Raw genomic sequence first — 16664 nt, 5'->3', positions numbered from 1 at the left:
GAAGGGGCGGAAGATGAAACCCGCCCTCCCCGGCGTCTATAAAACCAATAACGAGGTCTTTATGAATGCCCCTTTCGATCAGCTGTTCACGTGGCTGAAAGATCACAAGATTACCGAAGTTGAATGTGTGGTCAGTGACCTGACCGGCATTGCCCGCGGCAAGATCGCACCGACCAACAAGTTCCTGCATGAGCGAGGCATGCGCCTGCCGGAAAGTGTGCTGCTGCAAACGGTAACCGGGGATTTTGTCGACGACGACATCTACTACGACCTGCTCGATCCTGCCGATATCGACATGGTCTGCAAGCCAGTGGCTGACGCGGTCTACGTGATTCCATGGGCGATCGAACCGACCGCCATCGTCATCCACGACACCTTCGACAAGTTCGGCAACCCTATCGAACTGTCGCCGCGCAACGTCCTCAAGAAAGTCTTGCAGCTCTACACCGACAAAGGCTGGAAGCCGATTGTTGCGCCGGAAATGGAGTTCTACCTGACCCAACGCTGCGAAGACCCGGACTTGCCGCTCAAGGCGCCATTGGGTCGCTCGGGCCGTGCTGAAAGCGGTCGGCAGTCGTTTTCCATCGATGCCGCCAACGAATTCGATCCGCTGTTCGAAGACGTCTACGACTGGTGCGAACTGCAAGGTCTGGATCTCGACACGCTGATCCATGAGGACGGCCCGGCGCAGATGGAAATCAACTTCCGTCACGGCGACGCACTGGATCTGGCTGACCAGATCACCGTGTTCAAACGCACCATGCGTGAGGCTGCGCTCAAGCACAACGTCGCCGCGACGTTCATGGCCAAGCCGATTGGTGATGAGCCCGGCAGCGCCATGCACATTCACCAGAGCGTGGTTGAAATCGCCACCGGCAACCCGATCTTCGCCAATGAAGACGGGCAGATGAGCGAGCTGTTCCTCAATTACATCGGCGGTTTGCAGAAGTACATCCCGAAAGTGCTGCCGATGTTCGCGCCCAACGTCAACTCGTTCCGCCGTTTCCTGCCGGACACCTCGGCACCGGTCAACGTCGAATGGGGCGAAGAAAACCGTACCGTCGGCCTGCGCGTGCCGACCTCCAGCCCTGAAGCGATGCGTGTGGAAAACCGTTTGCCGGGCGCCGATGCCAACCCGTATCTGGCGATCGCCGCGAGCTTGCTCTGCGGTTACATCGGCATGGTCGACAAGGTGCAGCCGAGCGCTGCCGTGGAAGGTCGGGCTTATGAACGCCGCAACCTGCGCCTGCCGATCACCATCGAAGAAGCGCTGACGCAAATGGAAGAGTGCGAAACCGTTGCGCAATACCTCGGCGACAAATTCGTGCGGGGCTACGTCGCGGTGAAACGCGCCGAGCATGAAAACTTCAAGCGCGTGATCAGCTCGTGGGAGCGCGAGTTCCTGCTGCTGAGCGTTTAACCCCAAATCTGCACAAATCCCTGTGGCAGGGGGCTTGCTCCCGAAAGCGTCGGCACAATCACTATGGATGTCGACTGATACACCGCTTTCGGGAGCAAGCCCCCTCCCACATGGGGAATAGCGAAACGCCTGAAAAATCCAATAAATTTAAGAGGTGTCGATATGCGTCTGTTGAAATCCGTAATCCCGGTGGCCCTGAGCGTTCTGTTCAGTGCCGTAGCCCACGCCCAGCCACAAGTCAGCGTCTACAACTGGACCGACTACATCGGCGAAACCACCCTCGCCGACTTCCAGGCCAAAACCGGGATCAAGGTGATCTACGACGTTTTCGACTCCAACGAAACCCTCGAAGGCAAACTCCTCGCCGGCCGCACCGGCTATGACGTGGTCGTGCCGTCGAACCACTTCCTCGCCCGACAGGTAAAGGCCGGCGCGTTCCTTAAACTGGACCGCGAGCAACTGCCGAACTTCAAGAACCTCGACCCGAAACTGCTTGAACTGCTGCAGAAAAACGACCCGGGCAACGAGCACTCGGTGCCGTACCTGTGGGGCACCAACGGCATCGGTTACAACGTCGACAAGGTCAAGCAAGTGCTGGGCATCGATCACATCGATTCCTGGGCCGTGCTGTTCGAGCCTGAAAACCTGAAAAAACTCACCCAGTGCGGCGTGTCGATGATGGACTCCGCCGACGAAGTCTTCCCCGCCGTGCTCAACTACATGGGCATGGATCCGCGCAGCGAAAACCCGGAAGACTATAAGAAGGCAGAAGCCAAACTGCTGAGCATCCGTCCGTACATCACCTACTTCCATTCCTCGAAATACGTGTCGGATCTGGCCAACGGCGACATCTGCGTAGCCTTCGGTTATTCCGGCGATGTGTTCCAGGCCGCCAACCGCGCCAAGGAAGCGAAAAACGGTGTGAACATCGCTTACGCCATCCCGAAAGAAGGCGCCAACCTCTGGTTCGACCTGCTGGCGATTCCGGCCGATGCGAGCAACACCAAAGAAGCCCACGCCTTCATCAATTACCTGCTCGATCCGCAAGTGATCGCCAAGGTCAGCGCTTCGGTCGGTTACGCCAACCCGAACCCGGCCGCCAAGCAGTTCATGGATCCGGAGCTGGTCAACAATCCTGAGGTGTATCCGCCACAGGAAGTCCTCGACAAGCTCTACATTTCTACCACCCCGCCCCAGGCGATCATGCGTCTGATGACCCGCTCCTGGAGCAAAGTGAAGTCGAACAAATGAATCAGTACACCGAAGAACACGCCCGATCCTATTACGCCGCTTCGGCTCGGGCGACTGCACCTTATCCGCAATTGGAAGGTGATCTGAGCGCCGATGTCTGTGTGATCGGCGGCGGGTTCACCGGGGTGAACACCGCCATTGAACTGGCGCAGCGCGGGCTCTCAGTGATTCTGATCGAGGGCCGGCGAATCGGCTGGGGCGCCAGCGGGCGCAATGGCGGCCAGTTGATCCGTGGCATCGGCCATGACGTCGACGGGTTCGCCAAATACGTCGGTCAGGAAGGCGTGCGTTATTTACAGCGCGCCGGCATCGATTCGGTGGAGCTGGTGCGCAATCGCATTGGCGAAAACGGCATCGAGTGCGATCTGCGCTGGGGTTTCTGTGATCTGGCCAACACCACCGCGCAGTTCGATGCCTTCAAGGACGAACTGCTCGATCTCGCCGAACTGGGCTATGCCCACGAAACCCGTCTGATCGGCCCAGAGCAGATTCGCCAGCAAGTGGTTAACTCCGACATCTATGCCGGCGGACTGGTGGACATGGGCTCAGGCCACCTGCATCCGTTGGATCTGGTGCAAGGCGAAGCACGGCTGGCGGCTTCGCTCGGCGTGCGGATTTTCGAGCAAAGCAAGGTACTGGAAATCATCCACGGCGCCACCGTTCAAGTGCGTTGCGCCAATGGCAGCGTGCGTGCGGGCAGTCTGGTGTTGGGTTGCAACGCGCATCTGGATGAACTCGAACAACAGCTCAGTGGCAAAGTGCTGCCGGCCGGCAGTTACATCATCGCCACCGAACCGTTGTCCGAGGAGCGCGCCGCGCAATTGATTCCGCAGAATCTGGCGGTGTGCGACCAGAAAGTCGGCCTCGATTATTACCGGCTCTCGGCGGATCGGCGTTTGCTGTTTGGCGGTGCCTGTCACTACTCCGGACGCGATCCGGCCGACATTGCCGCCTATATGCGGCCGAAAATGCTCAAAGTCTTCCCGCAACTGGCCGACGTGAAAATCGATTACCAGTGGGGCGGCAAGATCGGCATCACGGCCAACCGTTTCCCGCAGGTCGGGCGCCTCAAGCAGCATCCAAACGTGTTCTATGCGCAGGGCTATTCCGGCCATGGTCTGAACGTCACGCATTGGTGCGCAAAACTGCTCGGCGAAGCGATTCACGCCGGCCACAGCCAAGGCATGGACGTGTTCAGCGGTGTGCCGCACATGACTTTCCCAGGCGGCCCGGCGCTGCGCTCGCCGTTATTGGCTCTGGGCATGTTCTGGTATCGCCTGCGCGAACTCATCGGCTAACATCCCTCCCCTGTAGGAGCTGCCGAAGGCTGCGATCTTTTGATTCTGTTTTTAAGATCAACAGATCGCAGCCTTCGGCAGCTCCTACATTTTCAATGACATATGGGTTGTTCACATTTGCTCTATCGCCAAGCACCTCTATATTAATGAGGTGCTTTTGCGTTACTGACGCTCAGTGCCCAATAAACCGAGGAGGACATGGATGAAGTCGTCAGCCGTCGACGAGCCGCGAGCACCAGGCCAGGCACCGATCAAGACCCGCCGTTTTGGCGTGTCATTGGTCTGGATCGTGCCGATTGTTGCCGTATTGGTGGGTATTTCGCTGGTCGTGCACAACATCATGCAGGAAGGTCCGACCATTACGGTCACCTTCAAGACCGGTGATGGTCTCACTGCCAACAAGACTGAAGTTCGCTACCGCAATGTGGTCATTGGCCACGTCTCGGATGTCGAGTTGAGTGACGACCACAAACACGTCAACGCCACCATCAAACTGGCCAAACAGGCTGAAAGCTTCACCCGCGAAGACTCGCAGTTCTGGGTTGTACGCCCGCGCATTGGTGCTGGCGGCGTATCCGGCATCGATACGCTGCTGTCCGGTGACTACATCGGCGCCGATATCGGTCAGGCGAACACCCGCGCGAAAAACTTTAAAGGCCTGGAGAATCCGCCGGCAATCACCTATGGCGAACCAGGCAAAAGCTTTACCTTGCATACTCAGGATCTGGGCTCTCTGGATATCGGTTCCCCGGTTTACTTCCGCAAAATCCCTGTCGGCCAAGTGGTTTCCTATGCATTGGACGCCGACGGCAAAGGCGTGAACATCGAAGTGTTCATTCATTCGCCCAACGACGCTTACGTCACGGAAAACACGCGTTTCTGGAATGCCAGTGGTATCGACGTCAACGTCGGCGCCAATGGTTTTGCGGTGAAGACCGAATCACTGTCGACGCTGCTGGTCGGGGGTATTGCGTTTCGCGCACCGGATTACAGCCCCAATGACACGGCTGCGGGCGACGACAAGAATTTCGAATTGTTCGCTGATCAAACCGCCGCCCTCGCCCCACCCAACGGCAAGGCCCAATACCTGACGCTGCGTTTCGACCAGGCCCTGCGTGGGCTGAAGGTCGACGCACCGGTTGAATTCCTCGGCGTTGAAATCGGTCGGGTGGTTGCGGTCAACCTCGACTTCGATGAAGTAAAACGCACCTTCCCGGTCAACGTTGGCATTGTCATCTACCCGCAGCGCCTCGGCCGGGCCCACGCGAAGATGCTCAAGGCGTTCAACCAGAAAGAAGATGACGAAGCCGCCGGCGTACGCCTGATCGGCACGTTTATCGAGAACGGCCTGCGCGCTCAGGCTCGCAATGGCAACCTGCTGACTGGGCAGTTGTACATCTCGCTGGATTTCTACCCGAAAGCGCCGAAAGTCGCGTTTGATCCGGCGGCCCGTCCGATCAGCATCCCGACCATTCCGGGCAGCCTCGAACAGTTGCAGGAAAAACTCGAAGCGATGGTCAACAAGATCAACGCGCTACCGGTGGAACGTATCGCCAGCAATCTCGATGGCAACTTGATCGAACTGCGTAAAGGCCTCACTCAGTTCAATGCGAAAACATTACCGGGCGTGCAAAAAACCCTCGGCGATGTCAGCAAAACGCTGGAGTCCGCCAATTCAACGTTGGCCGAAGATTCGCCACAACGCGAAAAACTCGGCGAAACGCTCGAAGAACTCGGACGGATGTCACGCTCGCTGCGTGAGTTGTCGGATTACTTGGGCCGTCATCCGGAATCGCTGATTCGCGGTCGCCCCGATAACGCCGCACCACTGGACCTTAAAGGCCCGCCACGCAATTGAGCACAGGAGCTGAAACCATGGCATTACCGTTGAAGATCACCGTGCTCGCTGCATGCTTGTTGCTCGGCGCCTGCCGCAGCGACCCGATCAGCTTTCACACCCTGACGCCGGTGCAACTGGGTAGCACCCGCGCCGGCGCGCAAATCCCGATTGAAGGCATCACCGTCCCGCCACAAGTCGACCGCCCGCAGATCGTTATCCGCCAGGGCAACAGCGGGCTGGCGATTCTAGAAACACAGTGGTGGGGAGCGAGTCTGGCCGATGAGTTACGCAGCGCGCTGACTGATCAACTGAGTAACACCAGTGGTCGCGGTAATGTATCGGTGCGCATCGATGTGCAGCGATTCGATTCGATTCCCGGCCAATACGCGTTGATTGATGCGAAATGGCGCCTGCGTCCGCTCGGCGACACGGACAACGGGCCGTTGACCTGCCGCTCTACCTTGCAGACGCCCTCAGGCTCGAGCATTGACGAGTTGGTGGCGGCCCAGCAGAACAACGTCAAACGTCTGGCTGCGCTGATCAGTCAGACCGCTGGTAATCCGCGTGCGTGCCCGCCCTCCTCCTGAGTCAGCGTCACTGCAAAGCGACAACCATTGGGCTCGCGGGTGCTCAGTTGCACCTGCCACTGTTGCTGGCTGCAGATTCTCTGCACCAGCGACAGCCCCAGCCCAAGCCCCTCTCCGCGCTGCTCATCGCCACGCACGAATGGCTGAAACATCGCAGGACGCTGCTCCTCCGGGATGCCTATGCCACTGTCCTCAACCACGAAACCGCTCTCGCCAAGCGTCAGCCGGACAAAACCGTCGTCGGTGTAGTGCCAGGCATTTCGTAGCAAGTTACCCATCACCGATTGCAGCAACGTCAGGTTGTACTGATCCGAGCCGGCCTGCTGTGGCTCGTAAACAAATTCCAGACCTTTTTCGCGAATCAAGCGACCCCAGACTTCCACTTGAGCATCGGCGATCTCCTTGAGTGTGCAGACGGACTGCGCGCTGACTTCCTCCGGCTTGCGGGCGAGCATCAGAAAGGTTTCCACCAATTGACGCATCTCATGGCTGGCGCGGGCGATGCGATTGACTTGCGCGGTGGTGCGCGCGTCCAGCGAAGGGTTGGCCAAGAGCAATTCACACGAGCTGGCGAGCACCATCAATGGCGTGCGCAACTCGTGGCTGACATCACTGGTGAAGAGTTTTTCGCGGCTGAGGGTTTCTCGCAAGCGCCCCAGTGTCTGGTCAAATGACAGAGCCAGTGCGCCCACTTCGTCGGCGGCATATTCAGGGTGCATGGGCGGCGCCAGCTCAATCAACTGATCGCGATGGCGAACCTGCTGCGCCAGGCGAATCACTGGCGCCATGACCCGTCGCGCCAGCAGCCGACCTAAAACGATCGCCAGCAAGATGCTCAGAATGAAACCGACGATTACCACAATGAACAGCAAGTGCTCGCGCTGTTCGAGGCTTTCCTGATCACGCAGCAGCACGTATTTACGCCCACCGACCAACTCGACCATCGCGTAAAAGTCATCGCCGTAGAACTTTATCTCCTGAAACCCCGCGGGCAGCGCTGCCAATTGTTCCGTCAGCGCCAACGGGCCGCGCCCGCCCTCAACGAAAAACAACTCGCTCTTCTCAGGCTTATGGCTCCAATGGCCAATGTCATCCATTGCCAGCAAGCGATGCAGCCCGCCACTGAGCGTGGTTGTAGTCAGCTTGCGTTCTACCACGTGCACGGTGGCGACGATGCCCAGCGCAAACACTCCGGCGACTAGCGCGCTCATCAAGGCAAACACGATCACGATGCGTTTTGTCAGGCTTTGCTTGAGATCCATCCGCTTGGGTGACTCCAGTGTTGTTATCGAGCTGCAAGATTGCAGCTTCACCGCGACCGATGAGTTTTGGTAAGACCTGGCAGTGAACAAAAACAGTATTTGAGTTTATTTATCAAATAGCCGTTTTAGTTGCACAGGTTTTTAATCGGCAATTTTTTTACATGTTCTTCACTGCTCCGCCACGGATCAGACCGTAGTGTTCAGCCAGCATTCAAGTCAAGCAACGTAGAGTCGCTCGCGTATCGATTATTACGTTGCGCTGAATGAAATATCAGGCGTTCAAAGGGGCAACATCGTGAGTCAATTAATACATTTAAAAACCTCACCGAAGTTAAGGCGCACGACCCTATTACGTTTGTTGATAGCGTTGGCTTGTGTTGTATTGGTGGCCATTCTGGTCAGTGGGTTTGTCTGGTGGCCGCGTTCACCAACCGATCTTGATCATGCGGCTGACAGCGTCACCGCCAATTGGATGAGCGCCTGGCAGCAAGGCGAAGTGGTCGCCCTGGTACGTCACACCGAACGCTGTGACCGCTCAAGCAATACGTGTCTGGGGCCGGCGGACGGCATTACGCAAGCTGGCAGCAGCGCGGCGGCCGTTGTCGGACAGGGTTTCATCAAGCTGGGCATGCATCAGGCGCAGGTTTTGAGCAGCCCGCTCACCCGCACCGCGCAAACCGCGCACGCCATGTTTGGTCACGATGCCAGCAGCCAGGACTGGCTCGCGACGTGCGGCCCGACGCTGCGTGATGAAATCGTTGCGCACAAAATGGCGCAACAGAATCTTGTACTGGTCACCCACAGCGGTTGTATCAGCGACTTTGAAAAACAGACCGGTTTTCCCCACGCGATTGCCGCCGAATACGGCAGTGTTCTGCTGGTGCGAATTGATGCGCAGAAGAAACTTGAAGTGCTGGGCATCCTCAATACGCCGTTCTGGCAGACGTTGAGCGCTAAATAGCACGCTGCAAAACCCGTCATTAATTTGCATTTTCATTATTTGCGCCAAGGTTCAGTCATGACGTCTGATAACAAATCGCTGCGCCACGCTGCCCGTCATTTAATGCCGCCTCCTGTGCCTTGCGCCTTGGTTCGTTGGGCGATCCCCGGCCTTATTGCGGCGTTCGTACTGTTTTACCTGTTACCGCTCGTGACCCACGGTTTGTGGATACCGGATGAAACCCGCTATGGCCAGATCAGCCAGGAAATGCGCCTGAGCGGCAATTGGGTCGCCCCGCATTTCATGGGCATCCGCTATTTCGAGAAGCCGATTGCCGGCTACTGGATGATCGCCATCGGCCAGGCGATTTTCGGCGACAACCTGTTGGGTGTGCGAATTGCCTCGGCGCTGAGTTCCGGCGCCAGTGTCTGGCTGACCTACCTGATGGCGCGCCGACTGTGGAACACCCCGCGCATCAGCGCTGCGTGTGCGTTGCTGTACATGAGTTTCGGTCTGATCGCCGGTCAGGCGGGATACGCCAACCTCGATCCACAATTCACCTTATGGGCCAACCTGAGCTTCGTCGCCGTGTGGTTTGCCATCGACAGCAACACCGTGCGCGCACGTCTCGGCAGTTGGGCGTTACTGGGCGCCGCGTGCGGCATGGGTCTGATGACCAAAGGTTTCCTCGCCTTGTTGCTGCCGGTACTGGTCGCCCTGCCCTACATGATCTGGCAGCGCCGTTTTAGCGAACTGTTGCGCTACGGCCCGGTGGCTGTGTTGGTCGCCGCGCTCGTCAGCGTGCCGTGGGCATTGGCTGTGCATATGCGCGAGCCGGACTTCTGGCGATTCTTCTTCTGGCATGAACACATCCGCCGCTTCGCCGCCGGCGACGACGCTCAACATGCGCGACCATGGTGGTTCTACCTGCCACTTCTGTTCGCGGCGACCTTGCCATGGGTGGTGTTGCTGCCCTCGACCCTGATCCGTGCGTGGTGCGAAAAAGGCCAACCGAAAACCGCGTTTCTGGCGCTGTGGTTTTTGTTGCCTCTGGGGTTTTTCAGCCTCAGCAGCGGCAAGTTACCGACGTACATCATGCCGTGCCTGATGCCGGTGGCGTTGCTGATGGGCCATACCGTCAGCCAATGGCTGGAGCAGCGGCATACTCGCTTGTTACGCCTCAATGGCGTGGTCAACACGGTGCTGGGCAGCGTCGCGCTGATCGCGCTGATCTATCTGCAAACCCACAAAGAGATCTACGCAAACACTGAGATGTTCAGCTTGTCGCTGGTGTTTGTCGTACTGATCGGCTGGATCATCGCCAACGCCCTGCAAATAATGCGTCCGTTGACGCTTTGGGCGATGCCCGCGCTGGGCATCGGTTTGCTGATTGCTTTACTGCCTGCCGCCATGCCGGCGCAAATCGTCGACAGCAAGATGCCGGATCAGTTTATCGCTGAGCATCAGCAGGCATTGAGCGAGACCACTTCACTGCTGAGCAATGATCTGGGCGCGGCGTCAGCATTGTCATGGCGTTTGCAGCGGCCACAAGTGGATTTGCTCAACACCGTTGGTGAACTCAAATACGGCCTCGATGACCCGGCAATGGCTTCACGCAAAGTCGATTTCGACAAGGTCGGCCAGTGGATGACCGAAGCGCGTAAAAAAGGCTCGGTGGGCGTGGTGATGCGGGTCAACAGTACCCAGGAGGTCGAGGAGACTGAACGATTACCGGTCGACGGCAAGCATTACCAGCGCGGCAATCTGCAGATCTACATCTTCGATAAGCGCCAGCCATGATCACCAAGGCCAATGGTCGCCGTGCCTTGCTGATTCTGCTCGCTGCCACCGCCGTGTTGTTGCTGTGCGGGTTGGGCAGCCGTGAATTGTGGGGCGCGGAAACCCGGTGGGCCAACATCGCGTTGCAGATGCTGCAGAGCGGTGACTATTTCGACCCGTATCTCAAGGGCGGCCCCTATTACGACAAGCCGTTGCTGTCGTATTGGCTGATCACCGCCAGTGCATGGCTGACGGGCGGGCTGGGGCCGTGGTCGCTGCGCTTGTCGTCGGTGATTGCGGCGTGGCTGAGCGTTTGGCTGGTGTACCTGCTCGGCGAGCAACTGTTTCGTAAAGGCACCGGATTGATTGCCGGCTGGATGCTGGCGACCACCTTCTATTTCGTGTTCTGGGCGCGGGTGGCCACGGCCGACATTCTCACGGTGTGCGGTGTACTGGCTGCGGTTTGGTGGTACTGGCGTGCACCCGATGAAACCAAGCTGTGGCGGTATGCGGTATTTTTCGGGCTGCTGTCACTGACGTCGCTGTTCAAAGGTTTGATCGGTTTCATCCTGCCGGGGCTGCTGCTCCTGCCACATCTGCTGCGTGATGGCCGCTGGAAACGCCACCTCAATCTGCGTCTGTGTGCGGCGTTGTTGATTGCCGGGGCGTTTTACATGACGCCGTTCCTGTTATCGCACCTGTACGGCGCGCCAAACTACGGGGAAAGCGGCCTGGGCCTGGTTCTGCGCGAAAACGTCGTGCGGTTTTTCCAGCCCTTCGACAACATCGGGCCGATCTACACCTATTTGTTGTATTTGCCGGTCTACACCTTGCCGTGGTCACCGTGCTGGCTGATCGCATTGTGGGTGGCCCTGCGCAATTGGCGCGACATCGAGCCCGATACGCGCTGGCTGATTCAGGGCTTGGGTTTGTTGCTGCTGTTTTTCACCGCCAGTGGCAGTCGTCGCAGTTATTACGTGCTGCCGCTGGTGCCGTTCGCGCAACTGCTCGGCGCGTGGTGGATCACCCGGCGCATGGCCGCGCGCAAGGTTGAAGGTCGCGGTCTGAAAATCGCTATCGGCGTTGCCGCTGTCTTACTGGCCGGCGTTCTCGGAGTTTTTTATCCGTGAACCAACGGCGGTGGCGGCGTGATCCGCTTCGGTGAAACCGTTCGCGAACAGGCCCGCCAACAGGCACCGCTCGATCAATGGCGAATGGTGATGGTCGAGGTCGACAACAAAGTGCCGATGTACCTGCAAACCGGCGGCGCGCCGTTCTATTACGTGGCGGAGACGGAAGACTTCCCTCGCAACGGTAACAGCGCCGCGATGATCGAATGGCTGGATCGCACCAGCGGTCAGCAGTGGAATCCACAACGCACCATCATCGTCGCCCAGTACCGCGCGGGCGATCCACTGCCGCTCGACTACCTGAGCGCCGATCACCGAATCATCACCACCACGCCGACGTACGGCGAGCAAGCCTTGCACGGCCGCGCCGACCAGAGCGTCGCGTACATCCCCAATCCCTCCTGAAAACCAGACGTTAGATGACGCACGGCCCTCGTGCGTCATCGAGTCGCTGCTAATCTGAATGGAAATGACATGTATTAACGGTCTGTTTGACGTTTTTTTCTCATTTGCCTGACTACATTGCCTGCGACTCAACACATGCAAATCATTCGCATTGCAGTCTGGCCGCGAGTGCCTGCACATAACGTCTAAAAAACAGGAGCGTTCTCGTATGAATCCACACCTTCCGTCTTTTCTGAAGCGTGCATTGCTGACCACTGCTCTGCTCGGGGCAGGGCCGGTATTTGCGGCTGACGGCGTCGGCCTGGTGGTCTACAACGCGCAGCACGAAAGCCTGACCAAATCCTGGGTAGACGGGTTTACCGAAGAAACCGGCATCCCGGTGACCATCCGCAATGGCGATGACACCGAGATGGGCAACCAGTTAGTGCAGGAAGGTGCGGCATCACCGGCGGACGTGTTCCTTACCGAGAACTCCCCGGCGATGGTGCTGGTCGACAACGCCAAGCTATTTGCGCCGATAGCGCCAGCGACGCTGGAACAGGTGGATTCGGCCTACCGCCCGGCCCACGGCCAATGGATCGGCATCGCAGCGCGTTCGACTGTGTTCGTCTACAACCCGATCAAACTGACGGAAAAAGACCTGCCGAAATCCCTGCTCGATCTGTCCGGGCCTGAGTGGAAAGGTCGTTGGGCAGCCTCGCCTGCCGGTGCCGATTTCCAGGCCATCGTCGCCGCCGTGCTGGAGCAGAAAGGCGAAGCCGCCACGCTTGACTGGCTCAAAGGCATGAAGACCAACGCCACCGTGTATCGCGGCAACAGCGCCGTGCTCAAAGCGGTGAATGCCGGGCAGATCGATAGCGGTGTGATCTACCACTATTACAGCTTCGTCGATCAGTCCAAGACCGGCGAAAACAGCAAGAACACCAAGCTTTACTACTTCAAGCATCAGGATCCCGGCGCGTTTGTGAGCATCTCCGGCGGTGGCGTGCTGGCGTCCAGCAAACACCAGGATGAAGCACAGAAATTCCTCCAGTACATCACTGGCAAGCAAGGTCAGGAAGTGCTGCACAAAGGCAATTCGTTCGAATACGCGGTTGGTAAGGGCATCGAGTCCAACCCGAAACTGGTACCGCTGAAGGATCTGGATGCACCGAAAGTCGATGCGTCGAAACTCGACAGCAAAAAAGCCGTCGAGCTGATGACCCAGGCCGGAATCCTGTAAGTGATGCCGCAAACCTTACCGGCGCCAGTCGCCTCAGCGGCCGGCGCTCACCTGTCACGCAAACCCCGCGCCCTCACGGGTCGCGGGGGATCGTGGGTGGTTGCGCTGGCGATCGGCGTTTCACTGCTGTCGCTGCTGCCGATCGCCTTTGTGATCGGCGTGTCGTGGGCCACCGGGTGGGCGACCATCGAAACCTTGGTGTTCCGCCCCCGGGTCGCTGAATTGCTGATCAACACCGTGTTGCTGGTGGTGATCACACTGCCCTTGTGCATCGTGCTCGGCACCACACTGGCGTGGCTGACCGAACGCACCAACCTGCCCGGCCGGCGCCTTTGGTCGTTGCTGGCCGTGGCGCCGTTGGCCGTGCCAGCGTTCGTTCACAGTTACGCGTGGGTCAGCCTGATTCCGTCGATTCACGGATTGCCGGCCGGTGTCCTGGTGTCGGTGATCGCTTATTTCCCGTTTCTCTATCTGCCGATTGCAGCGACGTTGCGGCGTCTCGATCCGGCGATTGAAGACGTTGCCGAATCCCTCGGTTTAAAGCCTTGGGCGGTGTTTTTTCGGGTGGTGTTGCCGCAGTTGCGTCTGGCCATTTGTGGCGGTGCGCTATTGGTCGGTCTGCATTTGCTGGCCGAGTACGGCCTCTACGCGATGATCCGTTTTGATACGTTCACCACGGCAATCTTCGATCAGTTCAAATCGACCTTCAATGGCCCGGCGGCAAACATGCTCGCGGGGGTTTTGGCCCTGTGCTGTCTGGCGATGCTCACCGTCGAATCCGCCGCTCGTGGCAAAGCGCGGTACGCCCGTGTGGGTTCCGGCAGCGCACGCGAGCAACGTACGGTGCTGCTGAATCGCGCAACGATAAGCCTTGGGTTGGTACTGCAAACGCTGACCTGTCTGTTGGCGTTGGGCGTGCCGTTACTGACCTTGAGTCGCTGGCTGATTGCCGGTGGAATCGAGGTTTGGCAAGGCGATGAGTTGTTACCCGCCCTGCTGCAAACCCTATCGTTTGGCGTGGCCGGCGCACTGCTGACCAGTCTGGCGGCGATTCCGATTGCCTGGCTGTCGATCCGTGCGCCGGGCAAATTGCAGCGTCTGCTGGAAGGCTGCAATTACATCACCAGTTCGCTGCCGGGGATCGTTGTTGCGCTGGCACTGGTGACCGTGACCATTCACTACGCTCGTCCCATCTACCAGACCACGATAACCGTGCTGCTCGCCTATTTACTGATGTTCCTGCCACGCGCATTGGTCAGCCTGCGCGCCGGTTTCGCTCAGGCACCGGTCGAGCTGGAAAACATCGCACAAAGCCTCGGCCGTTCGCCGTTACGCGCCTTGTGGCTAATCACTTTGCGCTTGGCAGCGCCCGGCGCGGCAGCAGGTGCTGCGCTGGTGTTTCTGGCGATCACCAACGAATTGACCGCGACCTTGCTGCTCGCCCCCAACGGCACACGCACCCTGGCCACCGGTTTCTGGGCTCTCACCAGCGAAATCGACTACGCAGCCGCAGCCCCTTACGCGCTGTTGATGGTGCTGCTATCGCTGCCGTTGACGGCCATCCTCTATCACCAATCCAGGCGCACTGCTGGCCGATGAACGCACTTGAACTGATTTCCCTGAGCAAATCCTTTGGCGCGCAGAAAGCGCTGGATGACATCTGTCTGTCCGTGCCGACCGGCAGCCGCACCGTTATTGTCGGCCCCTCCGGTTCCGGCAAAACCACGTTGTTGCGAATGATCGCCGGTTTTGAGTTTCCCGAAGCCGGCAGTCTGACCTTGAACGGCGAAGTCTTGGTCGACAGCACTCACGCGGTGCCGGCCTATCAGCGCCAGATCGGCTACGTGCCACAGGACGGCGCGCTGTTTCCGCACATGACCGTGAGCGCCAACATCGGCTTCGGCCTGGCGCTGACCGGCACGGCGAAAACCGAGCGCATCGCGCAGTTGATGGACAGCGTCTCGCTGGACGCCAACATGGCCCACCGTTGGCCCCACGAATTGTCCGGCGGCCAGCAGCAGCGGGTTTCGCTGGCCAGAGCATTGGCCCAGCAACCGCGCTTGATGTTGCTCGACGAACCTTTCTCCGCCCTCGACACCGGTTTGCGCAGCGCCATGCGCAAAATGGTCGCGCGGCTGCTCGAAGACGCGGGCGTCACCACGATTCTGGTGACCCACGATCAGGGCGAAGCCTTATCGTTTGCCGATCAATTAGCGGTGATGCGCGGCGGGCGCTTGGTGCAATCGGGTCACCCCATGGATCTCTACCGCTATCCGGACGATGAGCAAACCGCGCATTTCCTCGGCGAAGCGGTGGTGATGCCGGCGCGCATCGAATCCGGTTGGGCGCACTGCGACCTCGGCCCCGTACCGGTCAACAGCAACGGCTTTACCGGCACCGCGCAGATCATGCTCAGACCGGAGCAGTTGCAGTTGTCTGGCGCGGTGATCGGTAGCGAAGGTTGTCACGCGGTGGTCACTGAACGGGACTTTGCCGGCAATACCTGCACCCTCACCGTCGAGCTGCGCTCGCAGAACAACGATGAAACGGGTCGTTCATTGCTGGTGCGCAGTTCCGGCATGCACGCGCCCTCCACCGGCAGCGCCGTGCAGTTATCGATTCTCGGCGCCGCCCACGTCTTCGACCTGCCCTGATCAGAGGTCGAAGCGATCCACGGCGCGGCGACGTTCATTGTCGTCGCGCACATCGTAATTGGCGGTGGTTTGAATGTTGCTGTGATGCGCCAGTTTCTGCGCGATCGACAGGTCATGCTCCTCGATCACTCGGGTAATGAATGAACGCCGGAAGTCGTGGGGCATGATCTTCACCCCGACCTGCGTGCCGCGCTGACGGGCGATGTAGTAGATCGCGTGTTTGGTGATGCGCTCGCGGGTGATATGGCTGCCACGGCGGATGCGGTTGAACAGAAACGCATCATCGCTCTCGCCTTCCTTGAGCTGCTCGCGACGGAATTCCAGCCAGGCATTGAGCTTGGCGAACGCCCAGGTCGGCGCGTACTTGATCAGTTGTTTATTGCCCTTGCCGGTGACGGTCAGGCTGCGCTCGCGGAAATCGACCTGGTTCAAGTCCAGATCCACGGACTCCGACTTGCGCATGCCGGTGCCGTACAACAAGGCAATCACGGCAGCGTCGCGCAAACCCTGCGGGCGTGGATCCGCGGCGCAGACTTCCATCAACTCATGAATCAATGTGCGTTTGAGATTACGGCCCTGCGATAACCGCGTGCCAGCGATGCCTTTGACCGAACGCATCTTCAACAGATGATCCTGAGTGATCAGGCTCATGCGCCAGGCTTCGTTCATCACGCCGCGAACCGCGTTTACATACAGCGAAGAAGTATTCGGCGCGTAGTTGTCGGCGCGCAATGCGGCGACTAGCGCGATGACATCTTCAGGCTGAAGCGCATGCCAAGGGATTTCCTCAATGTTCACGTCTTCGAAACCGAGGCGGTCAGCCGCATCTTGCAATACATAACGCATGGTCAATTGGCTGGAGGGCGCCAGTCGTGC

General features: G+C 58.9%; 12 protein-coding genes and 1 pseudogene. 11 read left to right on the top strand and 2 right to left on the bottom strand.

The annotated features are described in order from the left end of the window. The first annotated feature begins 61 nt into the window (after positions 1-61). The 5 genes from ACZZ0D_RS10425 (at position 62) to ACZZ0D_RS10405 (ending at position 6396) form a co-directional block, all read left to right on the top strand. A complete protein-coding gene (locus tag ACZZ0D_RS10425; protein ID WP_463553151.1) occupies positions 62-1420 on the top strand; it encodes a glutamine synthetase family protein in 1359 nt (452 codons plus the stop codon). Between the two features lie 162 nt (positions 1421-1582). Further along, positions 1583-2671, top strand: coding sequence for a polyamine ABC transporter substrate-binding protein (locus tag ACZZ0D_RS10420; protein ID WP_053120227.1), 1089 nt, complete (start codon positions 1583-1585; stop codon positions 2669-2671). Continuing rightward, positions 2668-3969: an NAD(P)/FAD-dependent oxidoreductase gene (locus tag ACZZ0D_RS10415; protein WP_463553150.1), complete on the top strand. Its 1302-nt coding sequence runs from the start codon at positions 2668-2670 to the stop codon at positions 3967-3969. Before ACZZ0D_RS10420 ends, ACZZ0D_RS10415 begins: the two co-directional genes overlap by 4 nt. A gap of 202 nt (positions 3970-4171) precedes the next feature. Beyond that, positions 4172-5827 carry a PqiB family protein gene (locus tag ACZZ0D_RS10410; RefSeq protein WP_463553149.1) on the top strand — a complete coding sequence of 552 codons (1656 nt, stop codon included), beginning with the start codon at positions 4172-4174 and terminating at the stop codon, positions 5825-5827. Positions 5828-5844: 17 nt separating this feature from the next. Next, positions 5845-6396: a PqiC family protein gene (locus tag ACZZ0D_RS10405; RefSeq protein WP_463553148.1), complete on the top strand. Its 552-nt coding sequence runs from the start codon at positions 5845-5847 to the stop codon at positions 6394-6396. Here ACZZ0D_RS10405 and ACZZ0D_RS10400 read toward each other — a convergent pair. Beyond that, entirely contained in the window at positions 6354-7658 is a 1305-nt protein-coding gene (locus ACZZ0D_RS10400; protein WP_463553147.1) for a sensor histidine kinase, read from the bottom strand. The two genes, ACZZ0D_RS10405 and ACZZ0D_RS10400, sit on opposite strands and share 43 nt — an antisense overlap. A gap of 382 nt (positions 7659-8040) precedes the next feature. Here ACZZ0D_RS10400 and pmrG point away from each other — a divergent pair, with 382 nt between their 5' ends. The 6 genes and pseudogenes from pmrG to ACZZ0D_RS10370 all read left to right on the top strand — a co-directional run bounded on the left by pmrG (position 8041) and on the right by ACZZ0D_RS10370 (position 15788). Next, a complete protein-coding gene (gene pmrG / locus ACZZ0D_RS10395; RefSeq protein ID WP_463554791.1) occupies positions 8041-8619 on the top strand; it encodes a lipopolysaccharide core heptose(II)-phosphate phosphatase PmrG in 579 nt (192 codons plus the stop codon). Positions 8620-8676: 57 nt separating this feature from the next. Further along, the gene (gene arnT / locus ACZZ0D_RS10390; protein ID WP_463553146.1) at positions 8677-10398 is read left to right on the top strand and encodes a lipid IV(A) 4-amino-4-deoxy-L-arabinosyltransferase; all 1722 of its coding nucleotides are present in this window, start codon (positions 8677-8679) and stop codon (positions 10396-10398) included. Then, a pseudogene (locus ACZZ0D_RS10385) lies at positions 10395-11912 on the top strand (ArnT family glycosyltransferase). Before arnT ends, ACZZ0D_RS10385 begins: the two are co-directional and overlap by 4 nt. Positions 11913-12120: 208 nt before the next feature. Further along, positions 12121-13134, top strand: a complete 1014-nt coding sequence (locus tag ACZZ0D_RS10380; protein ID WP_463553145.1) for an iron ABC transporter substrate-binding protein — start codon at positions 12121-12123, stop codon at positions 13132-13134. Positions 13135-13137: 3 nt separating this feature from the next. Continuing rightward, positions 13138-14733, top strand: a complete 1596-nt coding sequence (locus ACZZ0D_RS10375) for an ABC transporter permease (protein WP_463553144.1) — start codon at positions 13138-13140, stop codon at positions 14731-14733. Beyond that, positions 14730-15788: an ABC transporter ATP-binding protein gene (locus ACZZ0D_RS10370; RefSeq protein ID WP_463553143.1), complete on the top strand. Its 1059-nt coding sequence runs from the start codon at positions 14730-14732 to the stop codon at positions 15786-15788. The genes ACZZ0D_RS10375 and ACZZ0D_RS10370 overlap by 4 nt, the downstream gene beginning before the upstream one ends. On the opposite strand, the gene ACZZ0D_RS10365 is transcribed toward ACZZ0D_RS10370, so the two are convergent. Then, positions 15789-16634: a site-specific integrase gene (locus tag ACZZ0D_RS10365; RefSeq protein ID WP_463554790.1), complete on the bottom strand. Its 846-nt coding sequence runs from the start codon at positions 16632-16634 to the stop codon at positions 15789-15791. Positions 16635-16664 lie beyond the last annotated feature (30 nt).

The sequence above is a fragment of the Pseudomonas sp. AC193 genome (assembly GCF_979258075.1).
This window is presented reverse-complemented; position numbering and strand designations above follow the sequence as displayed.

Bases quoted from the DNA above. Each gene is read 5' to 3' on its own strand.
- ACZZ0D_RS10425 (WP_463553151.1), top strand. From the start codon at position 62: ATGAATGCCCCTTTCGATCAGCTGTTCACGTGGCTGAAAGATCACAAG.
- ACZZ0D_RS10420 (WP_053120227.1), top strand. From the start codon at position 1,583: ATGCGTCTGTTGAAATCCGTAATCCCGGTGGCCCTGAGCGTTCTGTTC.
- ACZZ0D_RS10415 (WP_463553150.1), top strand. From the start codon at position 2,668: ATGAATCAGTACACCGAAGAACACGCCCGATCCTATTACGCCGCTTCG.
- ACZZ0D_RS10410 (WP_463553149.1), top strand. From the start codon at position 4,172: ATGAAGTCGTCAGCCGTCGACGAGCCGCGAGCACCAGGCCAGGCACCG.
- ACZZ0D_RS10405 (WP_463553148.1), top strand. From the start codon at position 5,845: ATGGCATTACCGTTGAAGATCACCGTGCTCGCTGCATGCTTGTTGCTC.
- ACZZ0D_RS10400 (WP_463553147.1), bottom strand. From the start codon at position 7,658: ATGGATCTCAAGCAAAGCCTGACAAAACGCATCGTGATCGTGTTTGCC.
- arnT (WP_463553146.1), top strand. From the start codon at position 8,677: ATGACGTCTGATAACAAATCGCTGCGCCACGCTGCCCGTCATTTAATG.
- ACZZ0D_RS10380 (WP_463553145.1), top strand. From the start codon at position 12,121: ATGAATCCACACCTTCCGTCTTTTCTGAAGCGTGCATTGCTGACCACT.
- ACZZ0D_RS10375 (WP_463553144.1), top strand. From the start codon at position 13,138: ATGCCGCAAACCTTACCGGCGCCAGTCGCCTCAGCGGCCGGCGCTCAC.
- ACZZ0D_RS10370 (WP_463553143.1), top strand. From the start codon at position 14,730: ATGAACGCACTTGAACTGATTTCCCTGAGCAAATCCTTTGGCGCGCAG.
- ACZZ0D_RS10365 (WP_463554790.1), bottom strand. From the start codon at position 16,634: ATGCGTTATGTATTGCAAGATGCGGCTGACCGCCTCGGTTTCGAAGAC.